A 12,888-nucleotide genomic window follows, 5' to 3' on the forward strand; every position below is an offset into this window, starting at 1 on the left:
ATTGTCAGAATCAGCAAAAAGTTACTTTGCTGATGAAATTAGTCGTCTTTACGAGGAGGACGATTGCCACCTGGACGAGTGCCACCACCAAAGCCGAAGCCTTGTTGCATTTCAAACTTTTCACCGGTCATTTCTTTCCAGGTCAGTTTTTGTGCATCGGTCAACAATTCCATGGCTTTTTCGCTGGCTTCTTTCCGCAGGGTAGCACCTTTTTCCTGCATCTTCTGAAATCTTCACGGCTGGGGCGAGCACCACCACGCATCGGACGCAGTTCTGTCAGTTCTTTCTGCAGTTCTTCGTTGAGTGCGGTGAATTTTTCCACCTGACGATCTTCCAGCTTCAACTCTTCAATCACCTTTTTATTGGTGAATGCTGCCAGGCCCATGTTCTGGATCTGGATCTGGTTCAGTCGTTTGATCTGCTCTTCTTTCAGCACTTCTTTCATCACTTTTTCAGCAGCTTCCAAACGTGGCTTCACCATTTCTTTCACAAGTTCTGCTTGTTTTTCTTCTGGTGCTTCCATGATTTTCTGGAAGTCGGCCATCATTTTCTGCATTGCTTCCTGATCGCGGAAGTTTGGCATAATCGACAGAGAAGTGGCTTTTTCGCGAATCGTTGCCTTTTGTTCATCCGTCATTTTCAGTTCGGTCTGAACACTGGCATTCGACAGCAGAACGGCAGGGGTGCTGCCGGCTTCACGCAGCATTGGTCCCATTTTCTGGAACAAGCTGAAATCGAACTTGGGTTGCTGTTTTGGCTGCTGTGCCGCGCCTTGGCCGCCCAGATAGCCAAACATGACAGCGAGTGCTGCCACTACGAGTACTTTACGCATGAGTTTTTCTCCTGCACCAACGGAAAGGGTGATTTGTAAGGTGCAGTTTACCAACTCATTAATGAGAAAATGAGGAAAATGAGACGACTTTTTGAATATTTTCCAAAACGTTCACAACCACGGAATCATGAGATGGGGCACCGAAAATTTGTTCTAACAATTGTCTGATCGTTATTCGGGAAAAATTCACAAAATAGTTCCCTCATCCGTAAGTCTTTATCTTGAAATAGCTTATGTCGATTCAACTATTCTATTGTTTGCACAGTTCGCAATAAAAATGATCTGTGAAGAATCGACGTGGCAATATATAAATATTCACGTGAAATAAAATTCACTGAACATTCGGATATTTAAGAAGGTGAGTTTTATAATAGATCAATTATATAACTAAATCTACCTGATGTGCCTCTGACAGGTCAGGCACTTCCCAACGATCGGTCATGCGATCAATCACGTGTACTGGCACCGGACGTGGGCGTTGGTTATTTTGATGGATCAATTGCTGGTAAGGAGTTTCAATATGCACTATCCGTAAACGTGCGTGGTGGTCGCGACAGACTTTGGCACATTCCGCACGGGAAACCCGTGTCAGGTGGGGGGCATTCCAGATGAAGTTTTCCCCACGCTTCAAACACTGGATCGCTGCATCGAAGGTTAATTGAAAGCCTTTGCCCTGCGGATCACTGGCTGGGATGCGGTTTTTCTGGCGAATCTGCTCCAGGCTGATCATTCTTTTCTGCGGTGCCACCCGCTGAACCCAATAATCTTTGCCAGAACTGGGCAAGCCACAGAGCAGAATTACTTCGCACCGATATGGTTCGGTCGGTGGGTAAGGGCGAGCTTTGCCAGTGAAATTAAAGTAATGGAAACGGTCCCGTTCATTGAGAAATAATCGTGCGTGACCCCAGCAGTTTAATTGCTGGCAGGTCTGGCGAAAATGTTCAATTTGATCCAGCAGTTTCAAGGGATCGGGGCAAATTCGCCCTTTGGCATCGGCAATAGCCATCAGTCGCAGCCAGTCAGCACGCACAGACTGAGTGATTTCGCTGGCAATCTGAACGGGATTATCGCTGTCTACTAGAAAAAAAGGCACCAGGTGGTGGCGGATAATCGCACAGACCTGTTCCCGCTGATGAAAAGGGAAGTTCAGTCGCCACAGGATATTGCGGGCCATAATCGACCCCCGGCGCGAATGCCCACGGAAGGAAATGCGGTCGTCGCTTTCTTTGCGAAACGTGGCAGGTTTGGCAATATCGTGGAACAGTGCGGCCAGAAACAGTATCTGTCGAACATCATGTGGTAGAACACGCCAGGCGGGCATGGCCACCATCTCTTCGACCACCATGTGCACGTGTGTCCACACGTCGCCTTCGGCATGGCGATCGATATTCTGGCTGACCCCACGCAATGCCTGCATCCACGGGTACTGATCAATAGTATCCCAGTCGATGCGCCAATCCGGTGGTATAGGCGTAGGTGGCAGCACAGTCGATTCCTTGCGACATTCCTCTGTAGAGTTTCCAATGGGATGTTTTATAGATAGTTCGCTGAAATGCTTCTTCCCAAGGAAGTTGGCGGGCCATCTGCCCGAAAGTCTGTTCGATTCGTATCAAATGAGCATCGTATTGTTCAGAAATTTTTTGTTCACGGAGACCGTTTGAACATGTCTAAGTATGTGTATTTCTTCGGCGGCAATTCAGCCGAAGGTAATGGTAAGCAAAAAGAACTGCTCGGTGGCAAGGGTGCAAACCTGGCCGAAATGTGTCTGATTGGTTTACCTGTCCCGGCTGGGTTTACAATTACAACCGAAGTTTGCACGTATTACTATGCAAACAATCTCTGCTACCCACCAGAACTGGACGCACAGATTGCCGAGGCATTGGCAAAAACCGAAGCAGCCATGGGTGCTAAATTCGGCGATCCCAAGAATCCTCTGCTGGTTTCGTGCCGTTCCGGTGCCCGCGTTTCGATGCCCGGGATGATGGATACCGTGCTGAACATCGGCCTGAATGAGCAAACGCTGCAAGGGCTGATCGAAAGCACTGGCAACGAACGTTTCGCATGGGACAGCTACCGCCGATTCGTGCAGATGTACGGCGACGTGGTGCTCGACCTGAAGCCACAGCTCAAGACAGAAATCGATCCATTCGAAAAAATTCTGGAAGAACTGAAGCACGAACGCAACGTTGAACTGGATACCGATCTGAACGTGGATGACCTGAAAGAACTGGTCAAACGCTTCAAAGCTGCTGTGAAGCACAAGAAAGGTCGCGAGTTCCCGGATGATCCCATGGAACAGATGAAGGGTGCAATTGCAGCCGTCTTCAATTCCTGGAACAACGACCGGGCAATCGTGTACCGTCGGCAGTATGGCTACCCACACGAATGGGGAACCGCTGTTAACATCTGCTCGATGGTCTTTGGTAACATGGGCGAAGATTCCGGCACTGGTGTCGCCTTCACCCGCGACCCAGCCACTGGCGAAAACGAATTCTACGGCGAATACCTGATCAATGCCCAGGGGGAAGACGTTGTTGCTGGTATCCGCACACCCAAGAAAATTATTGAACTGGCCGATGAAATGCCTGAATCCCACAAGCAATTGATGGAAATTCGGCAGATTCTGGAGAAGCATTACAAAGACGTGCAGGATATTGAATTCACCATTCAACGTGGGAAACTGTGGATGCTGCAGACCCGCAACGGCAAGCGAACTGGCTTCGCTGCGGTGCGATTTGCCGTGGACATGGTGGATGAGGGCTTGATCAGCCAGGAAGAAGCTCTTTCCAGTGGGCGGATTCCTCCTGACGACTTGAACCAGTTGCTGCAACCAATCTTCGACCCGGAAGCAAAACGTACTGCCAAGGTGATCGCGAAAGGGATCAACGCAGGTCCGGGTGCCGCCACAGGTGTCATCAAGTTCTTTGCAGACGATGCAGAGGCTTACGTTCAGCAATACGGCAAACCGGATGCCCACGGCAAGCGTGCACCAGAAGGTCGCGTGATCCTGGTGCGTCGCGAAACCAGCCCGGAAGATATTCGTGGGATGCAGGCAGCCGATGGTATTCTGACCGCATTCGGTGGGGCGTCTTCTCACGCTGCACTGGTCAGCCGTCAAATGGGTAAAGTCTGTATCGTGGGCTGTTCCGCACTGCATATCGATTACGACACGAAAACCGTGACCGTGGGCGACCTGGTGCTGAAAGAAGGCGACTTCATCAGTATCGATGGTTTCACTGGCGAAGTGATGGTAGGCCAGGTAGCAACCAGAGCCAGCGAAGTGGCCCAGGTACTTCTGACCAAAACGCTCAAGCCAGAAGAATCCCACGTGTACCAGCAGTTTGCCAAACTGATGAGCTGGGCGGATAACGTGCGAAAACTGAAGATTCGTACAAACGCCGATAAGCCAGATCAGGCGGTGCAGGCGATTGCACTGGGTGCGGAAGGGATCGGGCTGTGCCGCACCGAACACATGTTTTTCGAACACCTGCAGCCAATGCAGGAAATGATTCTGTCGGGCACGGTCGAATCTCGCCGCATCGCACTGAATAAACTGCTGCCAATTCAGCGGGAAGATTTTTATGGTCTCTTCAAGGCGATGAAGGGCATGCCCGTAACGATTCGTCTGATTGACCCACCGCTGCATGAGTTCCTGCCCAGCCACGAAAAAGATGGCGATTCATACCCCGCAAAGGTAGCAGCAGTTGCTAAAGAACTGAAAGTCAGTGCTGCCGATGTGGAAGCCAAGATCAAATCGCTGCACGAATTCAACCCCATGCTCGGTTTCCGTGGCTGCCGCCTCGGTGTTGTGTTCCCGGAAATCATCGAAATGCAGGCACGTGCCATTTTTGAAGCTGCCTGCAAGTTGAAGAAAGAAGGAATCGATGTGGAACCGGAAGTGATGATTCCTCTGGTGGGCTTCGCCAAGGAATTTAAGAATCAGGCTAAGATTGTTCGTGAAACCGCCGAACGCGTATTTGCTGAAACGGAATCCAAGGTGCACTACCAGATTGGGACGATGATTGAACTGCCACGTGCAGCCATCTGTGCCGATCAGATTGCTGAAGATGCCGAATTCTTCAGCTTTGGTACCAACGACCTCACGCAAACCGGTCTGGGGATCAGCCGCGACGATTACGGTACCTTCATCCGCTTCTACACTGAGAACGATATTGTCCCACGTGACCCATTCCAGGTGATCGATTTCGATGGGATCGGTGGTCTGATGCAGATTGGTGTGGAAAAAGGCCGCAAAGTTCGCAACAATTTGAAAATTGGTATCTGCGGTGAGCACGGTGGCGATCCAGACAGCGTGAAGTTCTGCCACAAAATTGGTCTGAACTATGTGAGCTGCTCGCCAATGCGTGTTCCGATCGCACGTCTGGCAGCAGCCCAGGCAGCCTTAGGGAAGTAATTCCCCAGAGCTTTAGAAGTAACAACACATTCTGAAGTGGCTAGGAAGCCCCAGCTATCAATTCGGGTATTTTGTTTTCAGGGCTTTTCATGAAAACAGCCCACCCAGCCTTCTACCAAAATAAGTTTCAGGCTATTTCGTAGTTCAATCTACCGGATTTTTCTCCAAAACAGTCAATTCTTCTTAAATGCGATCGCGCCTCCGCAGAATAGATTGTTGAACATCGCTCACCAGAATATTGCTGTTTGTAGACTGCGCTTATATGCCGTGTGCAGAACTTCACTGGTGGAAACTTCCTTTGTACTCGCGAGCTTAGGTTACTATGTCAAAACAAATTCGACTGTTATTGATGATTTTGGCAATTGCTGCGTTGCCCAGTGTGGGCATTTACTTCTGGTTCCAATCTGCAGAACGACTACCACCGGTAATTCGTATTGCAGCGGGCAAAGAAGAAGGTTTGTATGACTCTTTTGCAAAGGATTTTGCCCGACAATTGCATGAACGCACCGGTCGTCCCGTACAGGTCATTGAAACAGCAGGAAGCGATGAGAATCTGGAGCTGTTGCGAGAAGGCAAGGTAGAACTGGCACTCATTCAGACAGTATCACTTGCACCAGAGGGAGTGGTGGGTATCGCCCCATTATTCGAGGAACCGCTTTATTTCATCACACGAAAGGACAAGAAGATCCGTTCTATGGTGGATCTCGAAGGGAAGCGGGTGGCATTGGGGCTGAATGGTTCAAGCATGCGTCGCAATTCCCTGACCTTACTAACGCATTATGATTTATCACCAGAAAACATGGTTGATCGAGTAGAACACTTCAGCACACTGGAAACAGATCAAGGGATTGATGCTGCCCTGGTTACGACCGGCTGGATGAATCCGATTATTGAAAAACTGTTACACAACGAACAATTACAGTTGGTAGAAATCGCCGATGCAGATGTCTTAACGCTGCGCTATCCATGGTTGAAGAAAGCAACCATTCCCCGAGGGCTGTATCCCAACAGAACACCCCTGCCACCAGAATCTGTGCAAACCGTTGCTGTTACTGCCTTGCTATCCACAAGAGCAGATACATCAGAACGGCTGGTCGCAGCCGCAATGAGTGTGCTGTACGAAACAGATATTCGGGCTACTTATCCGGCACTTTACAGTGCAAAAGAGGCCAGGGACTATGACGCTGCGGTAATGCACTCCGGGGTGGCAAAATACCACGATCCGAATGCCGATTTCAAGCAGCTATCAGATGCCCTGGAACTGTTATCCAAATCAAAAGAAGCGATCTTCGGTCTGGTGGCATTCACGCTGTTAATCTGGGGATGGATTCGTCGCCGACGCGAGCGAGCTGTTGCAGCAGCGGATGAATTGCAGAAAACGAAGCTTGATCATTACATCGAGATGACCTTGTCTGTTGAACTGGAACAAATGGATTTCACAGAGCCGGAAACGTTAAGGAAATATCTTCGTAAGGTGACCCACATCAAGCAGGATGCCTTGAAAGAATTAACCAGCGAAAAGGTGCGTGGTGATCAACTTTTTGCTATTTTTCTGTCGCAATGTGCGGCACTCAGCGAAAAAATTCAAATGCGGATGATTTACGCGAGAGTGTCTGAAAAGAAATGATTAGATTTGCAGACTTCTTTCCGTGAACGGTGCTGCAAATCGCCTTATTTCTTCGGTTCCAGCAATTTATTAAATTCGTTGGGATCGAACGGGTCCACTTTGGGTGTCAGTTTTTCATTGCTGCGTTCTGCTCCAAAGCCTGTTTTCAGGGTGGCAGTCCCTTGCCCGGCAAAAACATCCGTAGTGGCAGGGACAGTTTTATCTGGCACAGCCTCTTTTGGTGGGGCCACCCCTTCGACTGCTGCCTCCACCCACAGTTGTAGTCGTTGGTAAGCGGGGTGGGTATTATTCTGAAAAGCAGGTTTTGCCGCACCACCGTGGGGCAGCAGGGCCATTTTCAGGATCTTGCTTTTCGCTGGCTGGCGATAATCCACAATTTTCATCACTTCCTGAATATTTTGATTGAGCCCATCGGGTCCATTTCGCCGACTTAGGACAAAAGAACTTTGTTTTTCCTTGGTATGGCACGTGGCACAGGAATTGTTCAGAATGCCCTGAATGTAGCGGGAGAAATATGCGAACGTTTCTGGGTTATACGGTAGGGGCTTTAGTTCTACTACTGTATCCAAATCTGGTGTTAGCGGTGCTGGGTGGGTATTTTTGGCGGCACTTGCTTGATATTCCGCCAATTTTTGCAAATAAGCCAGATAGCGCTCCGCCAGCACAAAACTCGCTCTCATACTGACTGCCTGACGTGCCTCAACAATCGCCTCGGGCAGCAATTCATGCTGAAAACACCACCGAGCAACTCGCAAACGTTCATCCGCATCATCCAGATTAGCCCGTTTCCGAACAATCGCCAACGCCTCAGCTGGGCTGTCAACAACCCCCAGTACTTTTTTGGTTGGAAGTTCCAGACTGCCACCGACAGCCTGGTGAATTCGATACCCACCTGGGATCTGCTCGACCGCACCAATTAACATATTCTCATTATCAAGCAGTAAATATTGGGTTTTCGGTGCCGCTTCAATGGGCAGTGCTGCCACAATCATGAGAAAAGATGGCAAGATCCAGTGGGAATATCGTGATAATCGTTTAGTTGTCTGAATAAAATTCATTGTTCCCCGGTTCGGTTGTGGGGAAAATCGCCTGGTTTTCCCCACTGATGCTTTCGTCTGAGCGCAAAATTCGCGCTTTGCCAATAGGCAGCACCCGAAATCCTGTCAAGTGCGACCTGAATTTCATTGAAAAGTTCGCTTTAGGCAAAAATTGGTCTAGATTTGGTTAAAATAGAATTGGAACTGAGGTTCGGTGGTGCTGAACCTTTCCGATTGCAACGTCGTACAAGCTACATGGTAACTACCAAGTGCATAACTTTATCCCACTAGCACGGGCCAGCGACGAAGATTTACTTCTTCGTTTTTGCAGTGGTCAGAAAGAAGCCTTCAGCGTTCTGGTAAAACGGTACGAAAAGGAACTTTTTGGCTATCTCAAGCAGTATCTTGGCGACGAAAATCTGGCGGAAGATGTTTTTCAGACAACTTTTGTGCAGGTTTTTGCCAAAGCAGGTACGTTCGATCCCACCAGGAAGGTGCGTCCCTGGCTCTATGCGATTGCCACCAATCAGGCAATTGACCTGATGCGGCAGTTGGGCAGGCGAAATGCAGTCAGTATCGATCAGGAGTTTGCTTCCAACCAGGGAAAACACAAGAGTCTGCTCGATACATTGCGTTCCGATCAGCCAGAACCGCTGCAGCACGTGGCCACAGCAGAATTGCAGGAATACGTGCGGGCAACAATTGACAGCTTGCCGCCGCATTCCCGCGATGTGGTGATTCTGGCTTATTTCCAGGGTCTCCCCTATGCGGATATTGCAGAAGTACTTGGCATACCACTGGGGACGGTAAAATCGCGGTTGCATACCGCGATGTTGAAATTACACCAGGCCTGGACCTCGTCCACGGCATTGAGTGAATACTCTTGAAACGAATAGACACCACCATCGAAGAAAACCTGTTAGGCCATGTGATGGGGCTGAACGACCCCGCCACTGATGCCCAGGTAGAGCAGTGGCTGAAGAAACAGCCCGATACTACCAGAATTCTGAATTCTCTGCAAACGTTGTTGTTGCCGCTGGATGTTTTGAAAGATGACAGCGAGCCACCCTCATCACTTTATTTTTCGACGCTGGGCCAGGTGGCGAAGTACATGGTGGATCACCCACACATGGAACCTGTGGCACTGCCAGCTTCCAGTGTCGATACGGTAATCAAGCAGCAGACGCCACCACCGGATGTGCCACTTTATCATTCCGAAGACATCACAGATGACGATGAGCCAGTAGAAATCGAATATGAAAGCACTATTCCCACAGAAGCGGCAATCGTGCTCCCTGGGGATGAACTCGAAGTGAGTGGCTCTACACGGACGATATTTGGCTGGTTAATTGCCGCCTGTTTTCTGCTGATCGGCGTGGGAATTGTGGTACCACTGATTGGTCGTTTTCAATCGAATCGTGAAATTGCCCGCTGCCAGAATTCCCTGCAGCAGATGTATCAGGGGCTGACAACCTACAGCTCTCAGAATAATAAAGGTTTGCCCACGGTGCCGGAAGGACAGCCTGTACGTACGGTGCTGGATGATTTGCTGGCTTCCAGCATATTTACCTCCGAAACATTGCCCCGCTGCAGCAGTAATGCCAGCACCAGTTCTTTTGGTGGCTACACCTACAGTCTGGGTTACCGCGATGATAGTGGGCAGTTACAACTGCATCCTGAGGCCGCCGATCTGAGTTCCTACCCACTGATGTCGGACGCACCCAAGCGGGAACAAACGGTCATTACGCCAATCAATCATTCCACCGGCAGCAATGTCCTGTTTGCCGCTGGTAACGTGCGACTCTGTCGCTCAGTCTACGTGGGCGTTAATGCCGATGACATTTTTCACAATTTGCAGCAAAAAGTTCACGCAGGCATCAGTTCGTGGGATAGCGTCTTAGGCAGTTGCGAAGATCGCCCCTGATTGCCGTTTGTTCGCAAACCTTCCGAACTCCTGTATCTAACAATTTGTGGCACGCACCTGTTCCAGAACATCGTAAAATTGCATCAGGGCTATTTTGAATGCATTCCAGTTTTGGGAGGAATGGTGCATGATCAGCTATGATTTTTCTGGCAAGACGGTGCTGGTAACTGGTGCTTCACGCGGTATCGGTGCCGCAATTGCCAGCCACTTTGCAAATGCGAAAGCCCGAGTGCTGATCAACTATTTTCCAGATGAAACCAGCACGAGTGATGCGACCTCCCTGCAGACAAACTTGCAGGACAACGGTGCATCAGTGGAGCTGTTTGCGTGTGATGTCCGTGATCCGGACAGCGTGCAGACGATGATGAGCAACATCGGCTCCACCGTTGGGAAAATCGATATTCTTGTGAACAATGCAGGCGTGCTGCGAGACCGCACCTTGCGAAAGTTGACAGTCGATGATTTTCGGGCGGTTGTGGATACGAATCTGGATGGCGTATTCCACACCACCAAATTTGCTTTAGACTTGCTGAACGATCAGGGACGGATTGTGAATATGGCATCGGTGGCGGGTCTTTTCCCGTTCCATGGTCAAACGAATTATGCTGCTGCCAAAGCAGGTGTGATCGCCATGACTAAAGTGTGGGCCCGGGAACTTGCCCGCAAAGGGATCACCGTTAATGCTATCGCACCGGGTGTGGTGCAGACGAACATGATCGGGGATATCCGACCTGAAATGATGGAAGAATATCTGAAACAGATCCCACTTGGCCGGTTGGGACAACCTGCAGATATTGCCAACGCCGTGCTGTTCCTTTGCAGTGAAGAATCAGGTTACATCACCGGTCAGGTGTTGCCGGTTACAGGCGGCTGGTTTTAAGCCAGACTTAATGTTAACATTCAAACGCCTGTCTGTGTTCCACGTGGAACGTTTTGGTATTTTCTCAAATTTCAGAAAATAGCTGAAAATTACCTCGCATTTTAGGGATCTTGCCCACCTTTACTGGTTTCCCAACTGCTTCTATCGGCTGAAAGTTCAGGATTAATAGACTATACATTTCCTTTGTGGGATGCAGGAGTCCGAAGAATGGCCGTCAATTTACCACCACAATACCATGATGCCGAAGACGAGTATCGCCGAGCCCGTTCGCCAGAAGAAAAACTGGCAGCCCTCAAGAAAATGTGGGTCATTCTGCCGAAACATAAGGCCAGTGAGAAAGTTCAGGCTCAGTTGAAGAGCAAAATCAGCGAACTTTCGGACGATATCGACCACGCACGCTCCACGGCAAAAAAATCGCCCACCAGTTACAAGATCCCACGTCAGGGTTGTGGGCAAATTCTGCTGCTGGGTGGGCCCAATGGTGGGAAAAGTTCTCTGTTGCGGAAATTAACCAAAGCCACCCCAGAAGTGGCGGCCTATCCTTTCACCACCCGAGAACCAGTGCCTGGGATGATGGATTTCGAAAATGTTCGACTGCAACTGATTGAAATGCCACCGATTACCGCCGATCTCTACGAACCGTACATCAGCGATTTCACCCGCACGGCCGATGCGGTGGCTCTGGTGCTGGATCTGGGCGACGATGATGGCCCTTTTGCTGCAGAAACCGCTGTGCAGGAACTGGAAAAGCGGAAACGGCTACTGGTGGATCAGATGCCCGAAACGGAAGACGATCCCACCATTTATCACGTGCGGGCACTGGTAATTGCCAACAAAATCGATGCGGAAGGTGCCCAGGACCGTCTACAAATGTTTCAGGAGATTTTTCCAAACCGTTTTCAGATTCTGGAAGTGTCGGCAGAACAGGGCAATATGAATGCCTTGCGTGCTGCACTCTACCAGCGACTGGGCCTGATTCGAGTGTATGGCAAACAGCCCGGCAAACAGCCCGACATGACCGCACCGTTCACGATTCCGATTGGCGGGACGGTGCTCGATTTTGCAGAACAGGTCCATACCGAACTGGCGGAAAAATTAAAATCGGCCAAAGTGTGGGGTAGTGCCCAGTTTGATGGTCAGACGGTGAAAAAAGACCACGTGTTGTCCGAAGGCGACGTGGTGGAACTGAGTGTGTAACGACGGTGTAACAACCGGGAGCAATTTCAATGCGTGTGGTGGTCACGGGTGGTACCGGATTAATTGGCAAGGAACTGGTTTCCGCTTTGGCCCAACGTGGTGATGAGGTCGTTGTTTTTACCCGCTCTCAAACAACATCAGAACAGCCGAACGTGCGTTTTCACACCACCCACCTGGGGGATGATGCAGGTTGGCGAGACGAGATTCTGGCAGCAGATGCAGTGATCCACCTGGCAGGGGAAACCATTGCTGGCCGCTGGACGAAGAAAAAGCGAGCCCGGATTCTGCAGAGCCGCACGGTTAGTACACAAAAAATTGCTGAAGTACTTGCCAGCAAACCATTTACAGAATCTGGCACCACGAAATCCTTCATTACCGCGTCGGGCGTGGGGTATTACGGCAGTTACACCGACAACGCCACCAGCTTCATCGAAACTGACCTGCCCGGCCCCGGCTTCCTGGCCGATGTGTGCGTGCAGTGGGAAGGTGCCACTGACATGGCCACGCTGGCTGGCGTGCGCGTAGCCAACGTGCGAACGGGGGTTGTACTTAGTCGCTCTGGTGGGGCTTTGCCACCGATGGCCTTGCCATTTCGCCTGTTTATGGGTGGCAAAGTTGCCAGCGGGAAGCAATGGCTCAGTTGGATTCACTTGCAAGATCTCGTGAGCTGTTATCTGTGGCTGCTTGATCATCCCACAGTTCAGGGGCCGGTGAATGCTGCCGCACCCGAAGCAATTACGAATTGGGGATTTGCGAAAAAATTGGCGAAAGTGCTGCGTCGTCCCTGTTGGTTGCCAATACCAGGGATTTTCCTGCGACTGCTGTTGGGGGAAGCTGCGGAACTGATGACGCACGGACAACGCGTCACCCCCCAGCGCCTGCTGGAACAGAATTTTCCCTTCGAATTCCCAACTCTGGAACCGGCATTGGTGAATTTGCTGAAAAAGTAGCCAACGCTTCACATACACCTTTTCCTC

Annotated in this window: 11 protein-coding genes; 7 read left to right on the forward strand and 4 right to left on the reverse strand. The window is 50.2% G+C overall.

Going from position 1 to position 12,888, the window contains the following annotated elements:
- Positions 1-38 precede the first annotated feature (38 nt).
- From R3B84_11300 to R3B84_11310, 3 genes are all read right to left on the reverse strand, one after another.
- The gene (locus tag R3B84_11300) at positions 39-173 is read right to left on the reverse strand and encodes a hypothetical protein (GenBank protein ID MEZ6141145.1); all 135 of its coding nucleotides are present in this window, start codon (positions 171-173) and stop codon (positions 39-41) included.
- The gene (locus tag R3B84_11305; GenBank protein MEZ6141146.1) at positions 161-832 is read right to left on the reverse strand and encodes a hypothetical protein; all 672 of its coding nucleotides are present in this window, start codon (positions 830-832) and stop codon (positions 161-163) included. Before R3B84_11305 ends, R3B84_11300 begins: the two co-directional genes overlap by 13 nt.
- Positions 833-1,211: 379 nt before the next feature.
- The gene (locus R3B84_11310) at positions 1,212-2,318 is read right to left on the reverse strand and encodes an AAA family ATPase (protein ID MEZ6141147.1); all 1,107 of its coding nucleotides are present in this window, start codon (positions 2,316-2,318) and stop codon (positions 1,212-1,214) included.
- 177 nt (positions 2,319-2,495) lie between these two features.
- Here R3B84_11310 and ppdK point away from each other — a divergent pair, with 177 nt between their 5' ends.
- Positions 2,496-5,246 carry a pyruvate, phosphate dikinase gene (gene ppdK, locus R3B84_11315; protein ID MEZ6141148.1) on the forward strand — a complete coding sequence of 917 codons (2,751 nt, stop codon included), beginning with the start codon at positions 2,496-2,498 and terminating at the stop codon, positions 5,244-5,246.
- A 322-nt stretch (positions 5,247-5,568) separates the two neighbouring features.
- Positions 5,569-6,873, forward strand: coding sequence for a TAXI family TRAP transporter solute-binding subunit (locus R3B84_11320; protein ID MEZ6141149.1), 1,305 nt, complete (start codon positions 5,569-5,571; stop codon positions 6,871-6,873).
- A 44-nt stretch (positions 6,874-6,917) separates the two neighbouring features.
- Here R3B84_11320 and R3B84_11325 read toward each other — a convergent pair whose 3' ends face one another.
- Positions 6,918-7,931, reverse strand: a complete 1,014-nt coding sequence (locus tag R3B84_11325) for a hypothetical protein (protein ID MEZ6141150.1) — start codon at positions 7,929-7,931, stop codon at positions 6,918-6,920.
- A 248-nt stretch (positions 7,932-8,179) separates the two neighbouring features.
- Here R3B84_11325 and R3B84_11330 point away from each other — a divergent pair, with 248 nt between their 5' ends.
- The 5 genes from R3B84_11330 (at position 8,180) to R3B84_11350 (ending at position 12,861) form a co-directional block, all read left to right on the forward strand.
- The gene (locus tag R3B84_11330; protein ID MEZ6141151.1) at positions 8,180-8,797 is read left to right on the forward strand and encodes an RNA polymerase sigma factor; all 618 of its coding nucleotides are present in this window, start codon (positions 8,180-8,182) and stop codon (positions 8,795-8,797) included.
- Positions 8,794-9,834: a hypothetical protein gene (locus tag R3B84_11335; GenBank protein MEZ6141152.1), complete on the forward strand. Its 1,041-nt coding sequence runs from the start codon at positions 8,794-8,796 to the stop codon at positions 9,832-9,834. The genes R3B84_11330 and R3B84_11335 overlap by 4 nt, the downstream gene beginning before the upstream one ends.
- Before the next feature lie 127 nt (positions 9,835-9,961).
- Positions 9,962-10,714 carry a 3-oxoacyl-ACP reductase family protein gene (locus R3B84_11340; GenBank protein MEZ6141153.1) on the forward strand — a complete coding sequence of 251 codons (753 nt, stop codon included), beginning with the start codon at positions 9,962-9,964 and terminating at the stop codon, positions 10,712-10,714.
- 207 nt (positions 10,715-10,921) lie between these two features.
- Positions 10,922-11,911 carry a TGS domain-containing protein gene (locus tag R3B84_11345; GenBank protein MEZ6141154.1) on the forward strand — a complete coding sequence of 330 codons (990 nt, stop codon included), beginning with the start codon at positions 10,922-10,924 and terminating at the stop codon, positions 11,909-11,911.
- A gap of 29 nt (positions 11,912-11,940) precedes the next feature.
- Complete coding sequence (locus tag R3B84_11350) at positions 11,941-12,861, forward strand: TIGR01777 family oxidoreductase (GenBank protein ID MEZ6141155.1); 921 nt, start codon at positions 11,941-11,943, stop codon at positions 12,859-12,861.
- The last annotated feature ends 27 nt before the right edge of the window (positions 12,862-12,888 follow it).

The sequence above is a fragment of the Zavarzinella sp. genome, assembly GCA_041399155.1.
Lineage (GTDB): Bacteria > Planctomycetota > Planctomycetia > Gemmatales > Gemmataceae > JAWKTI01.